This is a genomic window from Pseudomonas sp. B424 (assembly GCF_055408345.1).
Genome location: NZ_JBUZTL010000008.1, coordinates 126,754 through 152,140 on the forward strand (window position 1 = coordinate 126,754; position 25,387 = coordinate 152,140).

At 58.0% G+C, this 25,387-nt stretch carries 28 protein-coding genes; 21 read left to right on the forward strand and 7 right to left on the reverse strand.

What is annotated here, in order from left to right:
• Nucleotides 1–14: 14 nt before the first annotated feature.
• Nucleotides 15–2,858 carry a zincin-like metallopeptidase domain-containing protein gene (locus ACZRMS_RS12255; protein WP_435829613.1) on the reverse strand — a complete coding sequence of 948 codons (2,844 nt, stop codon included), beginning with the start codon at nt 2,856–2,858 and terminating at the stop codon, nt 15–17.
• Between the two features lie 53 nt (nt 2,859–2,911).
• Between ACZRMS_RS12255 and istA the strand changes: the two genes are divergently transcribed.
• From istA to ACZRMS_RS12290, 7 genes are all read left to right on the forward strand, one after another.
• Nucleotides 2,912–4,411: an IS21-like element ISPst3 family transposase gene (istA, locus tag ACZRMS_RS12260; protein WP_024012635.1), complete on the forward strand. Its 1,500-nt coding sequence runs from the start codon at nt 2,912–2,914 to the stop codon at nt 4,409–4,411.
• Complete coding sequence (gene istB, locus ACZRMS_RS12265; protein WP_010454871.1) at nt 4,404–5,207, forward strand: IS21-like element ISPst3 family helper ATPase IstB; 804 nt, start codon at nt 4,404–4,406, stop codon at nt 5,205–5,207. The genes istA and istB overlap by 8 nt, the downstream gene beginning before the upstream one ends.
• A gap of 354 nt (nt 5,208–5,561) precedes the next feature.
• A complete protein-coding gene (locus tag ACZRMS_RS12270; protein WP_128683790.1) occupies nt 5,562–6,683 on the forward strand; it encodes an ISAs1-like element ISPa60 family transposase in 1,122 nt (373 codons plus the stop codon).
• A gap of 282 nt (nt 6,684–6,965) precedes the next feature.
• Nucleotides 6,966–7,409 (forward strand): peptide-methionine (R)-S-oxide reductase MsrB, encoded by a 444-nt coding sequence (msrB, locus tag ACZRMS_RS12275; protein WP_003464965.1) that lies wholly within the window; start codon nt 6,966–6,968, stop codon nt 7,407–7,409.
• A gap of 1 nt (nt 7,410) precedes the next feature.
• Nucleotides 7,411–7,950: a peptide-methionine (S)-S-oxide reductase MsrA gene (msrA, locus tag ACZRMS_RS12280; protein ID WP_003464967.1), complete on the forward strand. Its 540-nt coding sequence runs from the start codon at nt 7,411–7,413 to the stop codon at nt 7,948–7,950.
• Between the two features lie 140 nt (nt 7,951–8,090).
• Nucleotides 8,091–8,795, forward strand: coding sequence for a glutathione S-transferase N-terminal domain-containing protein (locus ACZRMS_RS12285; RefSeq protein WP_003464969.1), 705 nt, complete (start codon nt 8,091–8,093; stop codon nt 8,793–8,795).
• Entirely contained in the window at nt 8,792–9,760 is a 969-nt protein-coding gene (locus ACZRMS_RS12290) for a magnesium and cobalt transport protein CorA (RefSeq protein WP_003464971.1), read from the forward strand. The genes ACZRMS_RS12285 and ACZRMS_RS12290 overlap by 4 nt, the downstream gene beginning before the upstream one ends.
• Nucleotides 9,761–9,964: 204 nt before the next feature.
• Here the strand turns inward: ACZRMS_RS12290 and ACZRMS_RS12295 are convergent, their stop codons facing one another.
• On the reverse strand, nt 9,965–10,132 hold the full coding sequence (locus ACZRMS_RS12295; RefSeq protein WP_016487060.1) for a hypothetical protein: 168 nt from the start codon (nt 10,130–10,132) through the stop codon (nt 9,965–9,967).
• Between the two features lie 75 nt (nt 10,133–10,207).
• Here ACZRMS_RS12295 and ACZRMS_RS12300 point away from each other — a divergent pair, with 75 nt between their 5' ends.
• From ACZRMS_RS12300 to ACZRMS_RS12310, 3 genes are all read left to right on the forward strand, one after another.
• Nucleotides 10,208–11,221, forward strand: coding sequence for a zinc-binding alcohol dehydrogenase family protein (locus ACZRMS_RS12300; protein WP_002118279.1), 1,014 nt, complete (start codon nt 10,208–10,210; stop codon nt 11,219–11,221).
• Between the two features lie 72 nt (nt 11,222–11,293).
• The gene (locus ACZRMS_RS12305) at nt 11,294–11,725 is read left to right on the forward strand and encodes a GlcG/HbpS family heme-binding protein (RefSeq protein WP_005006001.1); all 432 of its coding nucleotides are present in this window, start codon (nt 11,294–11,296) and stop codon (nt 11,723–11,725) included.
• Between the two features lie 58 nt (nt 11,726–11,783).
• The gene (locus tag ACZRMS_RS12310; protein WP_010591688.1) at nt 11,784–12,077 is read left to right on the forward strand and encodes a DUF1330 domain-containing protein; all 294 of its coding nucleotides are present in this window, start codon (nt 11,784–11,786) and stop codon (nt 12,075–12,077) included.
• Nucleotides 12,078–12,402: 325 nt separating this feature from the next.
• On the opposite strand, the gene ACZRMS_RS12315 is transcribed toward ACZRMS_RS12310, so the two are convergent.
• Nucleotides 12,403–12,873, reverse strand: a complete 471-nt coding sequence (locus tag ACZRMS_RS12315) for a TlpA family protein disulfide reductase (RefSeq protein WP_003464979.1) — start codon at nt 12,871–12,873, stop codon at nt 12,403–12,405.
• Nucleotides 12,874–13,295: 422 nt separating this feature from the next.
• Between ACZRMS_RS12315 and ACZRMS_RS12320 the strand changes: the two genes are divergently transcribed.
• The 5 genes from ACZRMS_RS12320 (at nt 13,296) to ACZRMS_RS12340 (ending at nt 16,193) form a co-directional block, all read left to right on the forward strand.
• Nucleotides 13,296–13,943, forward strand: coding sequence for a sulfite oxidase-like oxidoreductase (locus tag ACZRMS_RS12320; RefSeq protein WP_002118288.1), 648 nt, complete (start codon nt 13,296–13,298; stop codon nt 13,941–13,943).
• Nucleotides 13,936–14,682: a ferredoxin reductase gene (locus ACZRMS_RS12325; protein WP_002118292.1), complete on the forward strand. Its 747-nt coding sequence runs from the start codon at nt 13,936–13,938 to the stop codon at nt 14,680–14,682. The genes ACZRMS_RS12320 and ACZRMS_RS12325 overlap by 8 nt, the downstream gene beginning before the upstream one ends.
• A gap of 453 nt (nt 14,683–15,135) precedes the next feature.
• Nucleotides 15,136–15,408, forward strand: a complete 273-nt coding sequence (gene grxC, locus ACZRMS_RS12330; RefSeq protein ID WP_005005995.1) for a glutaredoxin 3 — start codon at nt 15,136–15,138, stop codon at nt 15,406–15,408.
• Nucleotides 15,409–15,475: 67 nt separating this feature from the next.
• Nucleotides 15,476–15,757: a DUF427 domain-containing protein gene (locus ACZRMS_RS12335; protein ID WP_003464986.1), complete on the forward strand. Its 282-nt coding sequence runs from the start codon at nt 15,476–15,478 to the stop codon at nt 15,755–15,757.
• A 169-nt stretch (nt 15,758–15,926) separates the two neighbouring features.
• Entirely contained in the window at nt 15,927–16,193 is a 267-nt protein-coding gene (locus tag ACZRMS_RS12340; protein WP_003464988.1) for a hypothetical protein, read from the forward strand.
• An 860-nt stretch (nt 16,194–17,053) separates the two neighbouring features.
• Here the strand turns inward: ACZRMS_RS12340 and sdhC are convergent.
• Nucleotides 17,054–17,428, reverse strand: a complete 375-nt coding sequence (gene sdhC / locus ACZRMS_RS12345; RefSeq protein ID WP_005005993.1) for a succinate dehydrogenase, cytochrome b556 subunit — start codon at nt 17,426–17,428, stop codon at nt 17,054–17,056.
• A gap of 730 nt (nt 17,429–18,158) precedes the next feature.
• Here sdhC and ACZRMS_RS12350 point away from each other — a divergent pair.
• Nucleotides 18,159–18,677, forward strand: coding sequence for a YkgB family protein (locus ACZRMS_RS12350; protein WP_003464991.1), 519 nt, complete (start codon nt 18,159–18,161; stop codon nt 18,675–18,677).
• Between the two features lie 29 nt (nt 18,678–18,706).
• Here ACZRMS_RS12350 and ACZRMS_RS12355 read toward each other — a convergent pair whose 3' ends face one another.
• The 3 genes from ACZRMS_RS12355 to ACZRMS_RS12365 all read right to left on the reverse strand — a co-directional run bounded on the left by ACZRMS_RS12355 (nt 18,707) and on the right by ACZRMS_RS12365 (nt 23,404).
• Complete coding sequence (locus ACZRMS_RS12355) at nt 18,707–19,552, reverse strand: AraC family transcriptional regulator (RefSeq protein WP_003464995.1); 846 nt, start codon at nt 19,550–19,552, stop codon at nt 18,707–18,709.
• Nucleotides 19,553–19,788: 236 nt separating this feature from the next.
• Complete coding sequence (locus ACZRMS_RS12360) at nt 19,789–22,818, reverse strand: Tn3 family transposase (RefSeq protein ID WP_024015041.1); 3,030 nt, start codon at nt 22,816–22,818, stop codon at nt 19,789–19,791.
• Complete coding sequence (locus ACZRMS_RS12365) at nt 22,802–23,404, reverse strand: recombinase family protein (RefSeq protein WP_010465829.1); 603 nt, start codon at nt 23,402–23,404, stop codon at nt 22,802–22,804. Before ACZRMS_RS12365 ends, ACZRMS_RS12360 begins: the two co-directional genes overlap by 17 nt.
• 191 nt (nt 23,405–23,595) lie before the next feature.
• Between ACZRMS_RS12365 and ACZRMS_RS12370 the strand changes: the two genes are divergently transcribed.
• From ACZRMS_RS12370 to ACZRMS_RS12390, 5 genes are read left to right on the forward strand one after another with little or no spacing between them, the layout of a single operon-like run.
• Nucleotides 23,596–23,973, forward strand: a complete 378-nt coding sequence (locus tag ACZRMS_RS12370) for a type II toxin-antitoxin system RelE/ParE family toxin (RefSeq protein WP_003151133.1) — start codon at nt 23,596–23,598, stop codon at nt 23,971–23,973.
• Nucleotides 23,954–24,289 (forward strand): helix-turn-helix domain-containing protein, encoded by a 336-nt coding sequence (locus ACZRMS_RS12375; RefSeq protein ID WP_001172026.1) that lies wholly within the window; start codon nt 23,954–23,956, stop codon nt 24,287–24,289. Before ACZRMS_RS12370 ends, ACZRMS_RS12375 begins: the two co-directional genes overlap by 20 nt.
• A 14-nt stretch (nt 24,290–24,303) precedes the next feature.
• On the forward strand, nt 24,304–24,639 hold the full coding sequence (locus tag ACZRMS_RS12380; protein ID WP_000741275.1) for a hypothetical protein: 336 nt from the start codon (nt 24,304–24,306) through the stop codon (nt 24,637–24,639).
• Nucleotides 24,640–24,662: 23 nt separating this feature from the next.
• A complete protein-coding gene (locus tag ACZRMS_RS12385) occupies nt 24,663–24,989 on the forward strand; it encodes a hypothetical protein (RefSeq protein ID WP_000091614.1) in 327 nt (108 codons plus the stop codon).
• The gene (locus tag ACZRMS_RS12390) at nt 24,986–25,366 is read left to right on the forward strand and encodes a hypothetical protein (protein ID WP_463993159.1); all 381 of its coding nucleotides are present in this window, start codon (nt 24,986–24,988) and stop codon (nt 25,364–25,366) included. The genes ACZRMS_RS12385 and ACZRMS_RS12390 overlap by 4 nt, the downstream gene beginning before the upstream one ends.
• Nucleotides 25,367–25,387: the final 21 nt, after the last annotated feature.

Consider the following 25,387-nt stretch of genomic DNA (forward strand, 5'->3'; position numbering starts at 1 on the left):
TCAACTTCTCCTTGTTAGCGCGACATTGCCCGTCGCGGTTGTTGCTTCTCTGCCTGCGTCTGAACTTGCTCGAGGCGTTTCTGCTCGATGCGCTCCTGGTGCTTCTCGATGGCTAAGCCAACCTCCGACCGCACCTGGCGATCCAGGGCCTCACGGCCGAGGCTGCTTTTGGTGGCCAGGTCGTTGAAGTCCGTGAAACGCTTCATCTGGTTGATAGCTTCTTGTTGCTCAGGGGTCAGCTTATTGGCGCGGGCCTTCTCCGGGTCGATGGGTTCCACTCCAGCCGGATAGGCTTGCTCGCCTGGTGCGAAGATCGGAAAGATGGCCTTGCCTTCTACCGACTTCGCCGCTTCCTGGGCCTTAGTTCGGCCTGGGTTCTTGCCGTCAATCAGCTCCTGGTGAAGATCGTTGTCCCCGGCAATCAGAATTGGCTTGTCGGGGAACTGCTCGCGCATCTGCGCGGCGACATGGGGAAGGTTGCCCGAGTCAAACGCCGCAACGGTTGCGTAGCCAAGGCTTTGGGACAGCGTATCGGCCGTGGCATAGCCTTCGCCGATCACGATGGCAGGAGCTGCTTGCAGAGCCTCCAGGCCAGCGCCGCCGACGACATGGAAGTTCTGGTGTTTCTCGGTGCCCTTGGCAAACATCTTCGTGCCGTTGGCGCGAATTGACTGCGCAGCCTTGAGGTTGCCATTGCTGTCCTGTGCGGTCAGCAGCAAGTCGCCGGCTGTGAAGACCAGATTATCCGGGTTGGCCTCGCGCAGCGCCTTCGACTCCCTAGCATTTTTCCCAATGAGGATGATCGAATCGGCAGGCAAGCCCGCTGTGTCCGCAGGTACAACCTTGAGGTCGCCGGGCCTGGCCTCCTTGTTCTGGAGATAGGTGTGATCCGCTGTTGCTTGTGGTGCGATCGCCAGCAGTTCGCCGATCGCCTTAACTGCGCGGGCTTGATTCACCAGCCGCTCTTGCTCTCGCTGGGCTTGCCGCTGCGCAGCTTCGGCATTGAAAGATGCTTTGTCGCCCTCGCTGAGCGCGTAGCCCTTGGCTTTCCAGTTTGATTGGAAGCCTGTGCGGTGGTTCTGAATCGTACCTGCAGGAACGCCTTTCTCGCCGGGTTCCAGCTCGAACCCCCGATAAGCTCCCGAGGTGTTGCCCTTGCTTCCCCCCTCGACCGGGACTCGGTGCCATTTGCCGTCCATGATGGGGTGCTCTCCATCAACCACTAGGCCGGCTTCCTTCATGACCTGGGCGAACTCTTCTCGCGGCTCCATCGCGGGGGCCTGGCGAACTTGGTTCTCTGGCAGCCACTTTTGTAGCTTCTCCAGGTCTGCGCCAGGCTGCGCGTACCAGCATTTAGTCTGCTTATCGAAACCGATGGCGGGACGGCCGCTCTGTAGCTTGCCAGCGACCTGTTTGGCCTCGTCGCGCTGCTCGTATGGAACAGCCAACCAGGTCTTTTCCTTGGCCACGCTGGTACTGCTCTGCTCGCTACGGGCCTCGCTCTTTTCGAGTTCGGCTATTCGCCGCTGCATTTCAGGATCATTTAGAGCAAGCGCCACCTCGGCATTTTTTCGCTCTTCTTTGGCCGCAGAAATGTCCTCGTCAGTGCTGTTCGGGTTTTGTCGCACCTGCGCTTCTCGCAGTCGTGCTTGCTCGACTGCTTGCTGCATATCATCAGCCTGAACCAGCCCCTGGCCCTGGAGCACTTCGCGCCGGTCGCTGACCGCATCAGTAGCATCGAATATCTGCTTCTCTACCTGGTCAACATCCTGGTACATGGCTTCGGCGGCTGGCTCATGGCGCTGCCAGAACGGGTTGTTGTTGCCCATTGGGTGCATCGAATCCAGAACACTCTGCACAGTGTCTAGCTGCCGCTCGTTCATCCGGCCAATGGCAGGGCGAAGGTCGCTACTCAGCTTGTCCAGCACCCATTGCTCGGCGGTCAGTTGCTGCTGTGTGATTTCCTGTTGGGGCAACTGCTGTCCCTGCTCCATTTTGGCCTCCTGCTGTTCCTGCCGATGCCGGGCTGTGGCGATTGCAGAGTTGAGGGCGTTCGTCTGCCACTCATCATCCGAAGTCATGCCAGTGCCTGGAACTCGCTGCCCCTCGATGCAGCTCACAGCTTTACCGTCGCCGCTGTGCAGCTCGCTATGTACTGGGATCAATTTTCCGTCTGTATCCTGGTACTCGACGCGAATATCCGCCTCGTACTCGCCAGCATTCGACCAGCGAAGCATTGCCTTGAGGCCGTTAGCTTCGGCAGTGCGCTCCAGGGTCTGCCACGACTCCAGGGCGCTGTATCCAGGATTGGCGTTCTTGTGGGCTTCCTGGATATGGGCCAATACCTCGGCCTGCTCTTGGCCTAGCTGCGCGGTGTCCACCTGGTGGTCTTGAACTTGCTGCTGTTCAAACGCCAGGACGAAAGCCTGGATTTTCTCGGCATCCGCGGCTGCCCGGAAGATCTCAAGTGGATCTTCTTGCAGCACCTTGATCCATGACCCGACATACGCAACGTGCTGACCAGGATCGTGGCCAATACCCAGCTCGTTGCCCAGGATCATGCTGGAAATCTCTGCCCGCAACTCTTCCTTGGCGTACCCCTCCGACCCGAATGGGTTGGACAAGTCACGGTCAAGCCGCGAAGGGTGGCCAGTCCAATGCCCCAGCTCATGCAGTGCGGTCGCGTAGTAGTTGTCGGCCGAGGGAAACTGGCCGCGCTCGGGCATGGTGATGCTGTCGGTTGATGGCCGGTAAAACGCCCTATCACCGCCTGCATGTGTGATGCGCGCCCCTGATTGTTGCCGCTGACCGAAAACTGACCCAGTAGAGGCTGTTCTGCCGACTGAAAACTGACCCAGGTGTTCAACTGCTTCTGCTCAATTTTTGAGCAGGAGAACACAGGGTGATCAGTATGGAAATGATGGGCAAAATTCGCCGGATGTATTTCCGCGACAAGCTGTCGCTGCATGAGATAGCCAAGCGCACCGGGTTGGCGCGCAACACGATTCGCAAGTGGGTCAGAGCACCTGAGGCCAAGCCGCCGGTCTACCAACGCCGCGCGATCTTCAACAAACTCAGCCCTTTTCACGCCACGCTGGAGCAGGCGCTAAAAGCCGATTCGCTGCGGCCCAAGCAACAGCGGCGCAGTGCCAAGGCGCTGTTGGCGCAAATCAAAGCCGAAGGTTATGACGGTGGCTACAGCCAGCTCACCGCGTTTATCCGTGCCTGGCGAGGGGGACAGGGCAAGGCGTCGCAGGCCTTTGTGCCGCTGACCTTTGCTCTTGGCGAGGCGTTTCAGTTTGACTGGAGCGAGGAAGGCTTGCTGGTCGGCGGCATTTACCGGCGTATGCAGGTGGCACATCTGAAGCTGTGTGCCAGCCGTGCGTTCTGGCTTGTGGCGTATCCGAGCCAGGGCCATGAGATGTTATTTGACGCCCATACACGCTCGTTCGGCTCCTTGGGCGGCGTGCCGCGCCGGGGCATCTACGACAACATGAAGACCGCCGTCGACAAGGTCAATAAGGGCAAAGGCCGGGCGGTGAATGCGCGCTTTGCGGTGATGTGCGCGCATTACCTGTTCGATCCGGACTTCTGCAACGTCGCCGCTGGTTGGGAAAAGGGCATCGTTGAAAAGAACGTGCAAGACAGCCGCAGGCGTATCTGGCTAGACGCCCAGGACTGCCAGTTTCACTCCTTCGAGGAACTCAATGCCTGGCTGGGCCAGCGCTGCCGCGCGCTTTGGAACGAGCTGACGCACCCTCAATACAGCGGGCTGAGTGTGGCCGAAGTGCTGGAGTTGGAGCGCGCTGAACTGATGCCTGTGCCAGCGCCATTCGACGGTTACGTCGAGCGGCCTGCGCGGGTCTCCAGCACCTGCCTGGTCAGCGTCGGGCGCAACCGCTACTCGGTGCCGTGTGAGTATGCGGGTAAGTGGGTCAGCAGCCGTTTGTATCCGACGCGAATCGAGGTGGTGGCTGACGACGCGCTGATCGCCAGCCATGTCCGCTTGCTGGATCGCGACCAGGTCAGCTATGACTGGCAGCACTACCTCCCGCTGATCGAACGCAAGCCCGGTGCGCTGCGCAACGGCGCGCCCTTTGCTGATCTGCCGGCGCCGCTGCGTCAGCTTAAGCACGGTCTGGGGCGTCATGCCGGCGGTGACCGGATCATGGCGCAAGTTCTGGCTGCCGTACCGGTCGCCGGGCTCGATGCGGTGCTGGTGGCTGTTGAGCTGGTACTGGAAAGCGGCAGCCTGAGCGCCGAACACATCCTCAATGTCGTGGCGCGCCTGGCCGCGACCGAACCACCACCCAGCGTCGAAACCCACTTGTCGCTCAAGGAAGCCCCCGTCGCTAACACGGCGCGCTACGACCGCCTGCGTGGCCAGACCGAGGAGATCGGTCATGCGTGATTTGATGGCGGAACTCAAGGAGCTGCGCCTGCACGGCATGGCCACGGCCTGGGCGGAGTTGACTGCGCAGGGTGAGTCGAACACAGCCTCGTCCAAGTGGCTGCTCGAACACCTGCTGGAACAAGAGCACACAGATCGCGCCATGCGCTCGGTGAGCCACCAGATGAACATGGCCAAGCTGCCGATGCACCGCGACCTGGCCGGCTTCGACTTCAGCGCCTCCAGCGCAGACGCTCGTTTGATCAGCGAACTGGCCAGTCTGGCCTTTACCGACACCGCGCAGAACGTGGTGCTGATCGGTGGGCCTGGCACCGGTAAAACCCACCTGGCCACTGCGCTGGCCGTGTCCGGCATCACCCGGCACGGCAAGCGCGTGCGCTTCTACTCCACGGTCGATCTGGTCAATCTGCTGGAGCGCGAAAAGCACGACGGCAAAGCCGGGCGGATCGCCCAAGCTCTGCTGCGCATGGATCTGGTCATCCTCGACGAACTGGGTTATCTGCCCTTCAGCCAGGCCGGCGGTGCGTTGCTGTTTCACCTGCTATCCAAGCTGTACGAACACACCAGCGTGGTGATCACCACCAACCTGAGCTTCGCCGAATGGTCGAGCGTGTTCGGCGACGCCAAGATGACCACCGCCCTGCTGGATCGGCTGACCCACCACTGCCACATCGTCGAAACCGGTAACGAGTCCTATCGCCTGCAACACAGTAGCTTGGCGGCCCAGGCCAAGATCAAATCACGGGAGCGAAAGCGTAAGGGCGGCCAGGAACCGGAGGACGATGAGCCGTTCTGATTTCATGGCGACGACGGCCTGCTACATGGCTGCGTGTGGCAGGTCTTAAACAACTGAACTGGGCTAGCGAAGGAGTGGGGGCAACAGCAGCTGCGCTGGTAGACTTATCCACAGTTGCTGGTAACAAAATCAGCAATCCGCCCTGGGTCAAATTTCAATCGGCAGGGTGGGTCAATTTTCCATCAGCGCCAACACACTAAGCAACCATCAGAAAATTTTGACTGTACGCCAAAAAATTCGCATCTACCAGCATCTAAACAGGCGTTGCAGGGCAATCGCATGAACGCCTGCCGATTTGAATGAGTCCTTTCCCAGCGGGCATCCTGAGCGCCTCTCTACTCAGGATGCCCTGCAATGTCGCATCACATACCAATCTCCGATGTTCTGGTCGCCATCAATGATCCCCGTCAGCAGGGCAAGATTCGTCACGACCTGGTCGAAACACTGGTCGTGGCTATCTGCGGCGTGCTTGCCGGCGCTGACACCTTCATCGAAATCGAACTCTGGGCTGAGCAGCGGCTGGACTGGTTCCGCCGTATTCTGAAACTACCCCACGGCATTCCCTCACACGACACCTTTGGACGGCTATTCAGCCTGATCGATCCAGAGGAGTTCGAGCAGGCCTTCCGCTGTTGGGTTGCGGCGATCCTACCGGCCCTTTCTCCGCAAGTGGTTGCCCTAGACGGCAAGACCAGTCGCCGCTCCGGCAAGAAAAACACGGCCCCGTTGCACCTGGTCAGCGCTTTTGCGGCTGATTCAGGGCTGATTCTCGGGCAGAGGGCGACCTCCCAGAAGTCCAACGAGAAGACCGCCATTCCTGAGCTGCTGGCCACACTGGCGCTTGAGGGCTGCACCGTGACGATCGATGCCATGGGTACCCAGCCGGACATTGCACAGGCCATTCTCGATCGCGGGGCGCACTATCTGCTGGCCATCAAGGGAAACCAGCCGAAGCTGGCCGAAGCGATCGATGACTTCGCTGACACCTTTTTGGACGGCGACCCTGCCCGGGTACCCCATGCGCACTTCGAGCATGTCGAGAAGGACCATGGCCGGCTGGAGGTTCGTCGCTGCCATGTTTTCGACCAACTCCAGTGCCTGCCACAGCCAGAACGCTGGCCAGGACTGCGCACTTTCGTGATGCTGGAGTCCGAGCGGACTGTGGGCAACCAGACCAGCCTGGAGCGCCGTTACTACATCAGCAGTCTTGCTCCGGATGCAGAGCGCATCGCACATGCCATCAGGGCGCACTGGGGCGTGGAGAACCGCGTCCACTGGTGCATGGATGTCATTTTTGGTGACGATCAGATGCGGATCCGAACCGGGCATGCTGCCCACAACATGGTCGTTCTCAAGCAACTTACATTGAATTTGATCCGGTTGGATCCGGTCAAGCGCAAGGGTGGCATCAAGGCACGAAGGCTGATTGCTGCAACCTCTGATGATTATCGGGCTGAACTATTAGGTCTCAGGTGAGCTTCATGCGATTGCCTTGACAGGCGTTGTTGATTATCATAAAACACTGACACTGTATTATATAATCGTGCTTTTGTGTTATTTTTTTAATATTTACTGATTACGTACTTGCTTAACCACTCAGTTGCGCTAGAACTAATAGACGCGAAATTTAAATCTCTAATTTTCCAACACTTAGTAAAACCTCGTTTGCCATCCCACTACCATTGTAGGAGCAAATCAGGAGACATAAAAAATTAGCGGTAGCGTGCCTGGCCCTCTAGATAAGTATTGGAGACTGTAATGAAGTTTGAAAAGTCACAGACAGCAATCGACCACCTGACTCCCGAGCAACACCGAATTACCCAGGAGGCGGGCACCGAAAGGCCCTTCACGGGCGAGTACAACGACAACAAGGAGCCTGGCATCTACGTCGACATAGTGTCGGGAGAGCCACTGTTCGCTTCGACGGACAAGTTCGATTCGGGTACTGGCTGGCCCAGCTTCACCAAGCCGATCGTTTCGGCAAACGTGAACGAGGTGCGGGACAGCGCACACGGCATGGTCCGGACGGAGGTCAGGTCAGTACACGCAGACAGTCATCTCGGCCATGTGTTCCCCGATGGTCCTTCCGACCGCGGCGGTCTGCGGTACTGCATCAACTCAGCGTCCCTTCGCTTCATCCCGCGCGACGAGATGGAGTCCGAGGGATACGGTGAATATCTCGATCAAGTAGAGGAGGCTTAACATGCATCAGCGCGCTGTTCTCGCAGGAGGATGTTTCTGGGGCATGCAGGATCTGATCCGCAAGCGGCCCGGCATCATCTCGACCCGTGTGGGTTACACGGGCGGCGATATTCCGAACGCCACGTATCGTAATCACGGCACGCATGCCGAGGGGATCGAGATTGTCTTCGACCCGACAGTGACGAGCTACCGGAACATCCTGGAATTCTTCTTCCAGATCCACGATCCGACGACGCTGAACCGCCAGGGCAATGATCGTGGGCTCTCCTACCGGTCGGGCATCTATTATGTCGACGAGGAGCAGAAGCGCGTCGCCGAGGATACGATCGCCGATGTGGATGCCTCGGGGCTGTGGGATGGCAAAGTGGTGACCGAGGTCCAGCCGGTCGGCGAGTTCTGGGAGGCCGAGCCCGATCACCAGGATTATCTGGAGAAGCGCCCGGGCGGCTACACCTGCCACTTCGTCCGTCCCGGCTGGGTGCTTCCGAAGCGCCAAAAGGTTGACGACGTACAGCCAGCGGCCGGGACCGCGGCGGAATAGGCTTCACTGCCGTTGCCACTGCGCCGATCCGGTCCGCAATCTTCGTGACCGCGTCGTTCAGCGACGCGGTCATCGAACCCTACTTCAGAGTGACGGCTCGTTCCAGTCAGTCGCCATCGCAACACCAGGATCGCAGATTTATGCCAGACCTCTCGTCCTTTCCGATCACGCAGCGCTGGCCGGCATCTCATCCCGATCGCCTGCAACTCTACGCAGCCCCTACGCCCAATGGCGTCAAGGTCTCGATCATGCTTGAGGAGACTGGCCTGGCGTACGAGCCCCACCTGATCGACATCTCGAACAACGAGTCGAAGGATCCGGCGTTCGTGTCGCTGAACCCGAACGGACGCATACCGGCGATCATCGATCCGGCTGGCCCTGACGGTAGACCCATCGCCTTATGGGAATCCGGTGCGATCCTCCTCTATCTGGCCGACAAGACGGGTCAGTTCATCTCCACCGAACCAGGCCAGCGTTACGAGACCCTAGCGTGGGTGTTCTTTCAGATGTCGGCCATCGGGCCGATGTTCGGTCAGCTCGGCTTCTTCCTGCGATTTGGCGGCAAGGACTATGAGGACAAGCGGCCGCAACAGCGCTTTATCGACGAATCCACGCGTCTGCTGGGGATTCTGGATCGCCGGCTGGAAGGCCGCGACTGGATCGTCGACGACTATTCGATCGCGGACATCGCGACGCTCGGCTGGGTGAATGCGCTGGTGGAATTCTACGCTGCGGGTGACATCCTTGGCCTCAGCAGCTTTTCGAACGTCCGCGCATGGCTTGGACGCGGGCTGGCTCGACCGGCCGTCCAGCGTGGCCTCCACATTCCCGCGAGGCCAGCATGAGCATCATCGCCGCCTATTATTACAACGAAGGCAAGCGAGTTCGCGAAATCGCGCTCGATGAGCACGTCAAGTTGGGCGAGAGTCGCTCGGGCTTCTGCTGGATCGCGCTTAGCGAACCCACCCCCGAGGAACTACTCGCGATCCAAAGGACATATAATCTTCATCCGTTGGCGATCGACAACGCGATGCACCCGCTGTGCCCGCCCAAGCTCGAGGTCTACAACGATGAGTTGTACGTCGTCGCGCAGACCGCCGAGCTGGTCGGCGACCGGATCAGCTACGGCAAGATGGCGATCTTCACCGGTCACAATCACCTTATCACCGTGCGGCACGGCAATGCCGGAGCGCTGGGCAAACTTCGGGAGCAACTCGAGGCATCGCCGACGCAGTTCGGCAAGGGTGTCGACTATGTGCTGCACGCGATCTTGCATCGCGTGGTCGACCAGTATCTGCCCATCTTCGAAATGATCGAGGACGACGTCCTGGCGATGGAGCGACGGTCGCTGCACGATTTCCTCGGGCCAGAAGAGGTGGCGCGAATCTTCGAACTAAGGTCCGAACTCACGCGGTTCCAGCGCACGCTCGGGGCTATGGCCGAGCTGGTGCGAAAGCTCGTTCGCGGCCACTTTCCCTGCATCAGCGCCGAAATGACACCATATTTCCACGACGTCGCGGACCATGTCCACCGCGTGCAGTCCATGGTCGACGGCCTCCTGCTTGTCCTGTCCACGGTCTTTGAGGCCAGCAGCCTTCTTGAAGCGCAAAGGACGGGGGTGATCACCCGCCAGCTGGCGGCTTGGGCGGCAATACTGGCAGTCCCGACGGCGATCGCTGGAATATACGGCATGAACTTTAAGCACATGCCGGAGCTGGACACGGCCTACGGATACTTTGTCGTGCTCGGAGTGATAGCGATATCGTGCGTTTTCCTATTTGTGCGCTTCAAGAAGGCTAAGTGGCTGTGAATACTGCCCATCGTTTTCTTCGCCGTCATCTGACGGTTACAGCGGGCCTTATACGGAAGCTTGTCCAATCCAACTCAAGATGAAGGTGCGTCCATGACATAGCAGCTGACCGACGCTCTACAAGCAGTTCAGTCCTTCATCGCCAAGGGCTAAGACCGCGAATAGCGCGTCAAGGACAGCAATCTCGTCGATCTCGAGCCAGGATCAACCATCGGTCCGTGCGGCATCTGCGTCGACGCGGCGTTTCGCCTCGGAAGCGGTGATGATGGCGATAACGCCTCCACCCTCTACGCGATCACCGATCCGGCGACCGAGCATAAGGGCCTGTTGATCGACGTGTTCGATGAAATCTGCTACCGCGACCCAGTTCAAGAGTCGGGACCTCAATGTAGAAGAAGTTGACTAACGAGCATTCGCGTCATCCGATCAAGCAAGCTGGAGACATTTATGAAAGCCATTGGTTACAAGGTTCCGGGACCCATCGCCGCGGATGCCGCGCTGGTCGACATCAATCTGCCTCGGCCTGTCGCTGCAGGATACGATATCCTGGTTGAGGTGAAGGCCGTCTCGGTCAACCCGGTCGACTACAAGGTCCGCAACAGCACGCCGCCGGCAGATGGCGATTGGAAGGTGCTGGGATGGGATGCCGCCGGGATTGTGCGCGAGGTCGGCCCCGACGTCACGCAGTTCGAGTTAGGCGACGAGGTCTATTATGCCGGATCGATCACACGGCCCGGTACCAATGCGGAGTTCCATCTCGTCGACGCCCGGATTGTCGGTCACAAACCTGCGTCGCTCTCCTGGGCGGAAGCGGCGGCGCTGCCGCTGACGACGTTGACGGCCTGGGAGGCGATGTTCGACCGCCTGGACGTGGCGAAGCCCGTACCCGGTGCGGCGGAGGCGATCCTCATCATCGGTGGCGCGGGCGGGGTTGGGTCGATCGCCGTCCAGATCGCGCGACAGCGCACGGACCTCACCGTCATCGCCACAGCCTCTCGACCGGAAACCCAAGAGTGGGTAAGAGGGCTTGGAGCTCACCACGTCATCGACCATTCTCGTCCGCTCGCGCCACAGATCGCCGAACTCGGCATCGGTGCTCCCGCTTTCGTCTTTTCGACCACACATACCGAGCAACATGTCGCCGACATCGCCGAACTGATCGCCCCACAAGGACGGTTCGGACTGATCGACGATCCCAAGGCATTCGATATCATGGTTTTCAAGCGCAAGGCGGTGTCGATCCACCACGAGCTGATGTTCACGCGGTCGATCTACGGCACGCCCGACATGAATGAGCAGGGCGAGATTCTGGATGCGATGGCAGCGCTGGTTGACGACGGCAAAATCCGCACGACGCTGACCCGGCGACTGTCGCCGATCAATGCCGCCAATCTGAAGACGGTGCATGCACTGATCGAAAGTGGCGCGGCTAAAGGCAAGATCGTCCTCGAAGGCTTCTAACGACCGCGATCGCCAAACATCTTGTCCAACCTCAAAAAGCCGAACGGGTTATGCCCCAGCGATGAGAATCCCATGACCAAATCTATTGCCACCGCCTCGATCAACCGCGAAACCGCAGTCGCCCTCATCGACGCGGCGCTCGCTGCGGCCCGTGCCATCGGCATCCCGGCTGCCGTCGCCGTCGTCGACGCCACCGGTAACCTGCGCGCGTTCGAGCGCACCGACGATGCGCCGTTCCTTACCGTCGATGTTGCCATCGACAAGGCCTGGAGTTCCGCCTCGTTTGGGTTCCCGACCCATGTCTGGAACGACTATGTGACCAACGATCCAAAAGTGGCGCCGCTAGCCTATCGCCCTCGGATGGTCGCTGTCGGCGGCGGTTATCCGATTCTGGAGGATGGGAAGTTGATCGGCGGCATAGGCATCTCCGGAGGCAACTATCAGCAGGATCAGGATGCGTGCGTCGAGGCACTCATGAAAATCGGGTTCCAGTTGCCAGCCTGACGACTGTGAGGCCATCACCGGTGGTAATGGCCAACAGATCCAACCTTTGAGAGGCCTAATGATGGAAGCGTTCGTCGTCTTTACGCGGGAAGAAACCAGCGACCCACATGCACTCGCAACCTATTCTGCAGGCGTCGGACCATCGTTCGATGGTCACGACGTTACCTTTCTCGCCGCTTATGGCGCGATCCAGCATTTGGAGGGGCCGCCCATCGAAGGGGCCGTAATCTTGCGTTTCCCGACGATGCAGGCCGCTCGCGACTGGTATGACAGTCCCGCCTACCAAACCATCGCTGCTCAACGCTTTGCCGGTTCCCGTTACCGCGCCTTTATCATTGAAGGGCGGCGGTGACATACCGACAGAAGCACTTCGGCGCTGACCACGAGGTATCGGCGTGTGAACTCGCATCTTGGGAATCTGTGGGGGGGACCAAGACAGCGGCGCTAGGGGCTCATATCGTCGATCGGATCAGAGAGTTGCTCGGCGAGAATGGGTTATCTATTGCCGAGCTGACGGAGCGGAGCCGCCCTCTCCCAACGGATTGATTCAATCGTTGACGCTCCTCCTATCCGGATCCGGGTTTTCGCACGCTGATCAACAGAGTTACAGCGCGCAACGCCTGTAGTGGGCATCAGGGGATGGGTGGCAATCAGGATGATTGCCCACCTTCCAACGATTAACCTTGCTCAAGTTGCTTCACTAGTCGCTCCGCGTCGAGATGGAAGTCCGAGAAAACAATGCTACCGCCAGCGTCGATAACCGTAAACCACGGAGTTCCTCGTGTGCGGTAGTCTTCCATGAAGGTTGGAAACGGCGAGCCGGTCGGTTGCTCGTCGTGACCGAAAACGATAGGAAGCTCATACTTGAGCTGGTTCACGCGCAACTTCTCGAAGGTATTCTCATGCGTTCCTTCGAAGACGGTCTGGATCACTGCGAACCCCACGTCTTTTGAGCTCAACGCTGCATGCAACTTTTGTAGCGTCGGAAACCCATGCAAATGGCAACCTTGGCACCAATGCTGGAAGGCAAACAAGATTTTCGGGCCGGGCCCGATATCTGACAGTTTGAACGGCGCGATACTTTCCCCATCTTTGCCAATCCATTTTTGCACCCGCAGCTCAGGCGCTTGTCGTTCGATCTCGTTCATCTGATCCTCCAACCCCGATACAGAAGCTTAGTGGATGATCGCGCGTCGCGACGGTGCGCGAACGTCCGACCTTATTTTCCCTATTTCCTGAAGCCAGAATAGATCAGATCGACATTTCGTCCTTAATATACTCAAGCTGCCGGCGAGCGCGAACTGGGCAACCATGCGCTGGTGAGCCTTGAGCTTTGCACGCTGCCCATCCGTTTGAGAGCGAACCTGCAACTTCCGCTCCGCATACCGCAGATCAGCGTACGCAGCCTTGGGGTTATCTACCCTATAGCCATTGGGTATTGGGAATCATGCTGGCCTGACGCTATGTTCGATACGCGATTTTTTACGATGATAGAGCATCTGTATCTGATTTTTAGTCGATTGGCTTATTCGGCGGATGTGCGGGCAAATGCTTTACGCAGAGTACTGAAATGAAGGCCGGCTTCGGTCTGCCGTATCGAGCAAGAGGGGTCACTATGGTCACCAGAGGTTTCACCGGTCGCGGTTCAGGCGACCAGTCCGATCGGATTCCGCCAGGTCAGCATCTGGTGGAGGATTTCCCTGTTCTGTCGGCCGGCCCTACGCCGAGGGTAGAGCCCTCCGACTGGAAATTCACAGTCAAAATTGGTCCGAAGCCCGTCAAAACGTGGAATTGGGGCGAATTCAACACTCTACCAAAGACCCAGGTGACAAAGGATATTCACTGCGTCACCTCTTGGTCCAAACTGGATACCGTTTGGGAGGGTGTACTCATTGAAGACATCCTTGCAGATGCAGAGCTTGATCGGCCTACCGATTTCGTCTTGGCGCACTGCTACGATAATTATTCGACAAACGTCCCTCTGACGGATCTGCTTTCCGGGAAAGCGATGGTCGCCCTCAGTTATGCGGGCAAGCCACTTTCCCGCGATCATGGGGGGCCGGCGCGTCTTCTAGTGCCGCACCTTTACTTCTGGAAATCCGCCAAATGGGTGAATGCGCTGCAATTCACGACGCGTGACGAGGCCGGCTTTTGGGAGCTGCACGGCTATCACATCTACGGCGATCCGTGGCGCGAACAACGATACACCCATGACTGAAAACGAAGCGCAAGTCCGTTCGTGGCAATCATGCGTGATCGACGACATCATCCAGCAAACACCGAGTATCAAGAGCTTCTTCCTTCGGTTGAGCAAGCCGTTCGCGCACACCGCAGGTCAGCACGTCGATATCCGGCTGACCGCGCCCGACGGCTACAGTGCAATGCGCAGCTACTCGATCGCGTCATCGGCAGTTTCGACCCCGATCGTCGAGATAGCTATCGAGCGCATGCCGGATGCCGAAGTTTCGCCGTTTTTTCACGACATCGCGGCGATTGGTGACGAAATCGAAGTTCGCGGTCCGCTCGGTGGCCATTTCCTTTGGCCTGAGCCTGCCATAGATCCGGTTCTGTTGATCGGGGGAGGCTCCGGCCTCGTGCCGTTGATGGCAATGATCCGGCAGCGCCGCGCATTGGCCCAAGCCGTTCCGACAGCGTTGCTCCTGTCCGCACGAACCGCCGAGGACGTTCTCTTCTCAGAAGAACTTCATTGCATCGAAATCAGCGATCCGGCGTTCGTCCTGGCGCTCGCGATTACGCGCGAGAAACCGGTTCGCGCATCGGACTTTGCGCGACGGATCGACGGCATGATGGTCCAAGAAATTCTAACCAGGCTTCAGGGAAAGCCGACGCAAGTGTTCGTCTGCGGGTCTAACGGATTCGTCAACATCGCAACCGATAGCGCGCTGCTGGCGGGCTTGGACGCCTCCATCATCAAGACGGAGCGCTACGGGGGCTAGCGGCGCGAGCTATCTCACGTCGCGCCGATCGTAGACGTGCGCCCTGGGAAGCTTTGGCGATCAACGTGAACCGTTTTGCCGAACACAGTCTTCGTACCCCCCGGCCTCTAGAACGCCTTCGCTCGCGATACCTGGCTCGACATCAAGCTCAATTTGAAAGTTCCTGCACTATCCGTCGTCCTGATATGCTCGACCAGCATGATGGGCGATTCGAGCGGGACCGCTTCCGTCCCAATCGAGGCTCGGTTACCTTAGAGCATCGGCTCGGCGCTACAGGAGGCGCGTGCGGCCTCTGCCTGGCGGTGAAAGCACTTTGGGCCATGTCGCCTGGATAGCGGCCAATCGTCAGCATCTGCTCCGATGTCGGCCAAGGTGCAGTCGCCATCTTTGAACGCCGCGAATTGGAGATCAACGCCATGACAGCGATCCGCGTGCAACTGCCGGAGATGCAATATGACAACTGATGTATTGCTGTACACCACGAATTGGTGCCCGTTCTGCCGCCGAGCGAAGGCGCTCCTCAAGGAAAAGGGCGTGCGATGGAAGGAGCTCGATATTGAGGCGGATCCGGCTCACCGGCAGGCCATGGCGGAAGCGTCGGGGCGAAGCTCCGTGCCGCAGATCTTCATCAATGGCACCCTTATCGGTGGCTCCGATGAGCTATTCGCGCTCGATGTCAGAGGCGAGCTCGACAAACTTCTCGGGCGCAACCCGCCTGCCACCTGAGGAGGTGCGGCTTGGGGCAGCCAGCCCGCGAGCCTTCGCCGGTTGATGAATACAAAAGGAGAGTCCGTTGGTCTCAGCCATCTGGAAAGACACTACTATCGCCACAAGCGACGAAACAGTCATCGTCGAGGGAAATCACTACTTCCCACCGTCAGGAGTCGACCTGAGCCTGCTTGAGATGAGCCCGCACACATCTGTCTGTCCGATCAAAGGCGCCGCGCGCTTCTTTCATGTTCGCGCGGGTGACGCGCTCAACGTGAACGCCGCTTGGACCTATCCCGCCCCCACTCCGGATGCCGAGGGTATCCGGGATTACATCGCTTTCTGGAAAGGCGTGGACGTTGCCTAGCAGACTGGACGGACGACTTCGCTGATAGCCATGCGGGCGCCGACATCTCAATTATCCTGCCCACCCCGGGCCTCGTCGGCTGCAGGAATCTGCCCGGCACCTTAGCGCGACCCGGCACTGGCGGTCTCGCACCCGCCGCGCCTCTGTTCTATCAATAAGGATGGATGACATGGAGCATTCCGAGTTCGATGCCGCTTTCGCGAAGCTTGCGGAGGGATACAGAGAAGGGACTTATGAAGGCCGGCGTTTCAGCTTGATCGTCCGGCGATCTGGGGACGGACGTCGCAACAGTCTGTTCGCCAGGGAGTTGGACGGGACTGACATTGTCAGCTTCAACCTCTTCCGCGTTACATCAGATAGGACATTGTTGAAGCCGTGCGAAATGTCCGCCGAAAAGGTCGTAGCGTTCGTGCTGGAGTTCCGACCGGACACCTGACGGGCAGAAGAAGATCCCGGCCAACCGGCGCGCCTGCGACGGCCGGCTATCTAAGGCTGCGCAAGCCTATAGCCGCAGCTCATTGCACTTCGTCTGGCGAGGAATTCAACATCGATACGTCGCCATCCGCGGGGATATCGGTACAGGCGCCCGTGTAAGCCAGATTGAGAAATCCTAAGCGATGACTAACACCAATGACGCCACCCTTCCGACACATTCTATTCTTGAGGAATGCACAGCGATGGCTGTCGTCAACGCTCTGAAGATTATTCTGAAGAACAGCTACGCGATCTACCTTAAGACAAAAAATGCCACTCGGGCGCATCCCGCCCCTACTTCAGGGACTTTCACTTGCTTCTCGCTCTGTCACTCACAGCATCGGCACGCCCATGACGCATGGTATCCAGGCCTCATAATTTTCCCATATAACCTTCTTGTCTTTTGCGCACCCAGAAAGACTCGAGGCTTTAACTGGACAGATGAGCCCTCGAGGGTAGTGTTCACCTGATTGGCTTTCTCATATCTGATGTTGATTCGCACAGTGTGCCAACCAGGTGATAGTTTCAAAAAACCTGCGCTTCAGAGCGAATTAGACGATCTTCGATAAGAGCGATCCGCCTCAAAATCCAAAACATCTAACATTGTCCTAGAGCCATATTTGTACCTAGTACTATGGCGCTCCCATTAACACATTTGATGATGCACAGAAAACTTAGCTCATGATAGCTTTCAGCTAACAGCTATTCGGAAGCCCGAAAGGATTCAACCGTTTAAGCGTGAACCGTCGATTATAAATACTTTCGTAAGTTAGCTTTAAAGGACGCTTTTAGTCCTTGTAAATACGCATTACGACTCCACAGCTACCAAATCCATACGGCGCCAGCAACCATTAAAACACCCGACACTACTAAAACAATAGTAGAGGCGCGATTGCTGCCTTTCAAAGTATGACCAACACCCACATCCATAACTAGGTGTCGAATTCCGGCTACGAGATGATAAATAAATGAAGAGTATACCAACCAGAAACTAACTTTGCCGAAAGGTGAAGAAAAAATCTCCTTGACTTCATTAAAACCCTTTTCTGACTCCAACGATTTGCTCAGCATATACAGTATCAGTCCCAGAAAAATAAAGAGCATAATTCCTGAAATCCGGTGCAGAATCGATGTAAGCGCCGTGAGAGGAAGCTGAATGGTTCGAATATCAAGATTAACCGGCCGCTTTTTATTCATTTTGACTCCAGTCAACAATTCTAGTGGGGGATTTCAGTTTTCGATCTCATTCATCATAGCAGCTGTAACTAAGGCTGGCGGCGACAATAATGGAGATATTCGGGGCTTACGTTGCATTTTGAGGTCGCAAGTGCATGTGCGTAAATTGAAGCAAATTGCAAGGTTATGCCCAATAGGTAGCTAGCTTATTAATTTAACAAAAGTGACGTGTGTCGTTCTGCAGGGCATGCTGTTCCCCAACCCTGGAAAACCTATCCTCTTTAACACGTCAAAGTCGATTGATAGGCTTGCTGCAACAGCTATCTGCCCGGTTGAAGTCGAAGATCGATGTATCTGTAGGGTTTGGAAATAAATGCGGGCGCCCACCGCACTCACGGCTCAGTTACCATTCTTTGTGCATCGCGGCCGCGCGGCTAGTTGGTAGCTGTTCTAAGCCTAGTCAGTGCCGCCCTTCGCCCCAAGCCCCATAGTCAGATTTGAGAAATGACAGTAGGCGATGCCGCAACGCGCTTCATCGACCTATGTAAAACGACTCCTTTATCGAAATAGTGCACTCATCGCTCTCCACGGCGATCCCTTCATCGCGAATTGCACCGCCCAAGACGATCTGCACTGAAATCAATACTTTCTGATGCCTCTTGATTAGAGATGCCAGCCATAATCATCTCATCGCCAACGCATACGGCGTTCGGCAGCCAACACACTCTCACTCACTACTGGAAGCTCAGACATGAAAACCATAGGCATTGAAAACTCGAAGTCCAGCGTACAGGCCCACTTAACGCTTGGAACCAAAACTATGGGGCTAGGTATCTATGGCGCGTACTTGGCTCTCGCTATTATTTACTTCTGGTTCGGCGGCATGAAATTTACCCACTACGAGGCCGAGGGCCTGGTTCCACTGGTGAGCAACAGCCCGCTTTTGGGATGGGTGTATAGCATTTTTTCGGTCGACATGTTCTCCAGCCTGCTCGGCATACTAGAGATTTCGATCGGCACTCTGATCGCAGGCCGCATGCTGTCGCCCAAACTATCCGTGGTAGGAGGCGCTCTGTCTGCAGGCCTGTTCTTCACAACCCTTAGCTTTATGTTTTCCACTCCGGGCGTCATTGAGCCTAGTTTAGGGTTTCCGGCGATTTCCGTTGCGCCAGGTCAGTTTCTGCTTAAAGACTTAGGGTTGCTTGCTGTTTCGATATTTGTGGCAGGCCATTCGCTGGTTGAACTGGAAAAACGTAAAATTAATGCATAATTTTTTCAATGGCTTAAGGCAGTAATGCCTTAGGCCTTTTTGCCATCATTTTCCCCCGCCAGATCTTTCAACCAGTCACGAGGGCTCAACCCCGTCTTGCGTCTAAATGCGCGAGACAGCGCCGAAGGACTTTCGTAGCCGACTTGAGCTGCAATCAGCGTAATCGAGCGCCCTTCTCGCATCAGCTTCTGAGCCAGGCTAACTCGCCAACTCAACAAATAATCAGCAGGCGTCTGTCCGATGACACTCTTGAAATGCACGGCATACGCAGCGCGTGACATATTTGACTCACTGGCCAGCTCTGCTATTGACCAGGCATGTTCCGGGGAGTTGTGCATCTGTAAAAGCGATCGGGCAAGCCGCATGTCGGCCAGTCCAGCCATCATTCCGGTGCGCAACTGGTGATGATCGAGCAGGTAACGGAGCAACAGAATGATTAGGAGCTCAAATAAGCGCTCAAGCGCGGCTTCCCTTCCACAATGCACATTTGCCGCCTCGGCAAACATCCACTCCAACGTGTCTGCCAGCATGGGCAGATCATCGAGTGCGAGCACCAAACAGTCCGGTAATGAAGCCGACAAAGGATTATCAATTCCGCCCTCAAACTCCATGGAAGCACACAACAACTTTGCGCCATCGGACTCACCCGCAAACAATTGATGCTTGGCGGGGCGTGGCATAAAAATCAAGCTAGGGCGAGTGAGCTGCAAATCCTTGCGATCGGGACCAAGCAACGTCACGCTGCCGGCCTGAAGCAGATGGATATAACCTCGCCGCTCGGCGCCATCGTAAGATGCAGAGCCGCATAGGTCGCCGTCATAGAACAGATTGGCCCGCACGCCGAACCGCGAGAGCAAATTAGACAAACGATCCATTGGCCGATCCTTGACGAGTCAGAACGCACAGACCATACCATCTGCGTTGTCGTTCAGTGCCTGTAGCGAACATGCCGGCGTAAATCAGCCAACGGATAAAGTGATCACTGAGCAGCTCAGCCTCCCTTTCCAGTTCGGCTGTTAAAAAAACAACACCGTTGTTTGAAAGCACCAGCAAATCAAGTGCTCACTCTTCTATTTTACGGGGTTGTACGCCGGAATCCCAGAAATTTCCGTCAGCCCAGCTCCAGTCCCGCCACGAGCGCATCCAGGTCGATGAACTTGCCGTCAGTCTGGAAGGTGTAATGCCCGTTCAGCAGGATGTGCCGCCAGGCCGCTGGCGACATCTGCGTGATCAACGCCAGCGCCTTGGCATTGCCAGCTGCCTCGTACTTCGTCAGCAGCAGGGACAGGATCGCCGAGTTGTAGAAGATGATCGCGTTGCCGATCAGCCTGGCGCACTGGTTGCTGATCTCGATTTCGATGTCGGTGCGGCCGGTCAATTCCTTCTTCCCACCGACTTGGGCGATGGTCGAGCGTAGCTGGTGATAGGACTCAATGCGGTTCTGCGAGCGGTGAACATTACGCTCCAGTTGCGGGTCGCGCAGGTAGCGCAGTGTGTAGATACTGCGGATGAGCTTGTCGAACTCGAAGATTGCGCGCCGCGTCGGGTTCGGCGCCGTATAGGTGCACAGCTTGCGGATCAGCGTGCCCTGCGTCATTTCCTTCAGGCCCAGTGTGGCGACGATTCGGTCGATGTTCGCCTTCTCACCGACGATGAGTTGCCGGTCGATCTGGCCAGCCGGCCGGATCAGGCATTTCTCGTACAATGCCAGATCATCGGCGCAATACAGCTCCTGCAACTGGTCGTCGAGGTCGGTGAAGCGCGGCTCGAAACGAAGTCCGAACCAGTGCAGGATGGCGAAGTTGGCCTTGTTGATGCTGTGCATGTCGCCGGTGATCGCGCTCGGCACGATGTCCGACGTGTTGCGGTACCAGATGTCGAACACGTGGTGAGCCTCGTACTCGTGTGCGCCTATCAGGTAGCCGTTCAACGGCACGTGATTGCACAGCAGCGTGTAGGCGACGACGCCCTTGCCGCGGCCGAAATATTTGCGCGAGTAGCGCGCCTTCACAGTTGGTCGCTCGACGCCGAATTTCTGCCCATCAACGGCACCGTACAACGAATCGAGGTCGAACGAGTAATGCGGGAAGATCGGCAGTGCGGCGATGGCGTTGCTGATGCAATCGTTGGCCACATGTAGCGTCGCCTGGCGCAGGTACTGCTGGTAGGTACTCTCCAGGACGTGGTACGGGATGTCGCTGGTACGTGCCATAACCTGGTTGCCGTGGTTCATGGCTTGGGCAATGATCACCGCCATCAGACTGTCGGCGTCGGCTACCTTCTTCGCATAGCGTGGCTGCAATGGTGTCAGCGCCGACAGGAACTGGCACTGGCCGTTGACGAAGCGAAACACGTCGGCGACATCGCAGTATGGCAGTTGCTCGTAGAGAGCTTGCTCGCGCGCCTTCTGGTTCTCCCCCTTGGGCTTGCGCCAGGTCAGTCTCTGCGTGTCCTTGTCGTATTCCAGGTGCGTCAGCTTGCCCTGTTTCAGCTCGCGATTGAACGCCACCCATTGCGCACGCAACTCGGTCGCCAGTGCATCGAGCTGGGCACTGACCGGCTGCCGCAGGAAGGGGATGTCCATCTGCGCGAGCACGGCGGCTTTCTCGTCCATCGAAACCAACTCGTCGGACAAATGCCGGTGCTGCAAGCTATCGTCAATGTAGAGCTCGCCCGCCTGGAAGCGTTTCCTGACCTGACGGTAAAGCCAGAATTCGTAACGATCGGCATGCAGGCCTGTCGGCGTGCCTTCGGCATCGAACATCAGCAGGTACGGACGCAAGCGTTTCGGCAGCGTTGCCGCCGGACATTCGTCGAGTGGCCGTTGTGATAGGCGCTGCTGCTTGGCGAACACGCTCTTGGCCCAAGTCAGCGCCGCGAGCCATGGGTTATCGGGGGCCGTGCCGGCGAAGTCGAGCGCGACGTACAGCGGCCGTAGATGGCGTCGAATGCGTTCGGCCAGGCCGTCCACCGCCTGCCAGTGCAGCGCCAGTTTGTTCAGTGGCTTGACGCTCATGCGCTGCGCCGTGTTTTGCAGCAATTCCCTGGACATGATTTTGTAGGCGCGTTGGCGCACCTCGCCGAACGGCGTCGGATCGGCCACGCTGTCGTCCACGTACAGCGACAGCAAGCGGCCAACCTGCGGCGTTTCCTGATGGCGTCGCAGCTGTTCGGCGACAAAGGACTGTTTCGCACCCGTGCGGCTCTCGTCCTCAAGTTTTTTCATGTGGAAGGCCATCGCGTCGACCAGGTTGTCGGTGAGCTGCCGGTAACGTACCCAGGCATAGCACAGCAGGTAGAGCCGGGTCTGCTCCGCCTTCAGGTGGCGCAGGTCATGGACGGTATAGAAGTTCGCCAGGCTCGCGTAGTACAGCAGGTTCTGCTGCGAGATGCCGAGCTTGGGCAGCAGCGCCTTGGCGATCCCGTGCAAGGACTTCAGCGTGGCGCGCTTCTCGCGCTCCCCTGCCATCTGACGCCAGCCGAAATCTTTAGCGTCCTGCTTGAGCGCTGCCAGTTGAGACAGGGTGTCGTCACGCACCAGGAGCTGGCCCAGCGCAGCTTTGGCCGATTCGTCCAACACTTCTGCCAGCAAGCCGCCCAAGCGCCTGCGTTCGGTGGACAGGGCTTCACTGACCAGCTCTTGTAAGGTGGTGTGGCCGGGCCGGATGATTTTGTGCTCGCTGAGCCAAACGATCAGTTCGGCGGCCACGAATCCTGGCATTACGTCGCGCCGCACGATCTGTTCAGCCTGCTGTGCCAGTTGCGGCAGGAAGCTAGCCGCCCACGACCGGTAGCCGAACAGTTCGGCGATCTGACCCCTCTGGCTGTAGTGCTCATGCTTGGTGATCGCCTTGCGTTCGAACGCTTCGCCGTGGAAATAGCGACTCAGCACGAAGGCGCAATCGTCCTCGACCTCATGCCAATCGAAGCGGAAGAAAGCATGCTTGGCCTTGAAGTAGCCGATCTGCAAGACGCAATAGACTTGGGCCTGCAGGCTAGGCCGGCTGCTGGCGAACGCCAGTTCAGATTCGGCCAACGCCAGGTATTCCAGCCGCTGAGCATCGTCGAAGTCCGGTAGGCCGTACAAGGCTTCCTGCTCTGCGTCAGAAAAGACGGTGAGTAGCTTATTCTTGTTGCTCATCGACCGTCCTTCCCGCACCACGCCAACCTGCTCGCGTCAATGTTTCGATCAACGTAGTGCGCTTGACATTGAAGTTGCGGCACACCGCCGCCTTAGACATGCCGCCATCGAGCGCGGCGACGATGGCGTCCAGCTTCTCACCAGTGATCGCCTGCGGCCGGCCGCCGATCCGGCCGCGTTTGCGTGCGGCGGCCAAGCCCGCGACGACGCGCTCCTGAATCAAGGCGCGCTCGTACTGCGCGAGCGCACCGAACACCTGGAACAGGAATTCGCCCGAGGGCGTCGTAGTGTCCAGGTTCTCTGTCAGCGAGCGGAACGCCACCCGCTTGTCCTTGAGCGAAGTCACAATGGCGAGCAGGTGCGACAGCGAGCGACCGAGCCGGTCGAGTTTCCACACCACCAGCACATCGCCGGCTCGAACGAACTCAAGCGCCCGCGCCAAGCCGGCACGGTCATCCTTCGCGCCAGAGGCACGATCCTCAAACAGGTGACGCGGATCGACGCCGGCGGCGAGCAGCGCGTCGCGCTGCAAGTCCGTGCTCTGGCGGTCGGAGTCCGACGACACGCGCATGTAGCCAACCAACATAGGCGGATAACCATCAAAAACAGGTTTCCGCATAATAGTGAATAGCGATAGAGTTTTCCGTACATTTTTGAGGGGGTGTTGCACAGGTAGCACAGCGGCGGCTGACAGCCTGTCGCAAAACAAATGTTTTACGACACCTCCTTGAGGTTGCCGCGTTTACATCATTACCTGAACAGGTATAAAATTCCGTCATGACAAACAAAGAAAAACCGCTCGAATGGATCGCGAGCAGCCACAAGGATTTGATGGCGTTGCCGTCCGACGTGCGTCGCCGTTTCGGTTACGCGCTCTCGTTGGCGCAGATAGGCGATCAGGATGACGCAGCAAAGGTGCTCAAGGGGTTCGGTGGTGCCGGCGTGCTGGAGGTCGTCGAAGACGATGCCGGCGGCACCTATCGAGCGGTATACACGGTCAAGTTTGCGGAAGCGGTGTTCGTCCTGCACTGCTTCCAGAAGAAGAGCAAGAGCGGAATCGCCACGCCAAAGGCCGACATGGACATCATCCGCGCTCGGCTGAAGGTGGCCGAGGTATTGGCACAGGAGCTACGAAATGCAAAAACGAATCATTGAAGGCGTCGAGGTTCAGCGCAGCTCGGGCAACGTCTTTGCCGACCTTGGACTGCCTGACGCTGAAAAGCTCAAGATCAAGACCGGCCTGGTGGTCGAGATCAGGAGGGCCATGCGCGCCCTTGGGCTGACTCAACAAGCGGCGGCCAAACGCATGGGCATCCCGCAACCGAAGGTGTCGGGCATGATGCGCGGCGACTTCACCAATCTATCCGAACGCAAGCTGATGGATTGTCTGAATCGCCTCGGCTACGACATCGAAATCAAGGTACGGCCAGCAGCCGAGCCGATCGGGCATCTAACGCTCGCAACCGCTTAATCGGAGCTCTCCTGATGGCAGCCCGCATCACCGACGACGAATGGGACGAACTGACTCCCGAGAATTTCGATACCACGGCACTGCTGCGTGCAGTCGATGCCGTGGACGTGCTGCGCGGCGATTTGAATGACAGCGCAGACGGCGCACCTCCGCAACTGCGCACCGACCTGTTGAAGCTGCATCAACTGGCAATGGCCGCGTTCAACGAGGGATCACGCAGCCGAGTGGCTGAGCTATTTGATCTCGCCGTGGATCTTCAGGATCAGGTTGATCATCTGATGACCTCGCTGGAACAAGTGCAAGAAACCCTGTCCCGGTTGACGGCGCTCTACCCAGAAAGCCTGTCCTGAATGTTCTTGGAGACAACCACATCATGAGCCGCAGCCGCCGCAAAACGCCCATCGTTGGGCACACGACCTGCCGTAGCGAGCGCGAGGACAAGAAACTCTGGCATCAGCGCTGGCGAACCCACGAGCGCACCGCGCTGGCCAGCGCGTCGCCGGAAGCTCTATGCGCCCATCTGCCTCTACTGGAAAACCAGGTCAGCAACGTCTGGTCGATGGGTAAGGATGGCCGCTCCTACTGGCCCATCAAGCGCCAGGCCGCCACGGCGGATCGCATTGCCAACCACAAGGGACGCAATCCGCAAGAGCGCGCCTCCCTGAAAAAGCGTCTGCTGCGCAAGTGGATGAGCAAATGAACCTGTCCACCATCGAGGCGCTGGCTATCGCTTGGGCGCGAATCGCTGAAGAAGCAGAACTTTCAGCCGGCTACGAGGGCACGGCGACGCCAGAGGCGCATCGGGCCTGCGAGGTGATCCAGGAGCGGATTCGAGAGCACGTCGTCGCCACCAATGACATGCGGCTGTTCGGCCTGCTGCACCTGCTTGGGCAGGCGTCGCTGCGCATGGAGCAAGCGCTGTGGCCGGAAGAATATGCGCGGATGACCCGCGAGGTCGAGGAAGCTCTCCGAGAGGCCGACGACCCCAACGCCAAGTCGTACACCCACGAAGAAGTCATGCAGGCGATGCAGGAACGCATCGACCGAGCGCGAGACAAAGCCATGTTGATCGGCTGACGGAAATTTCGGCGGTTCCGG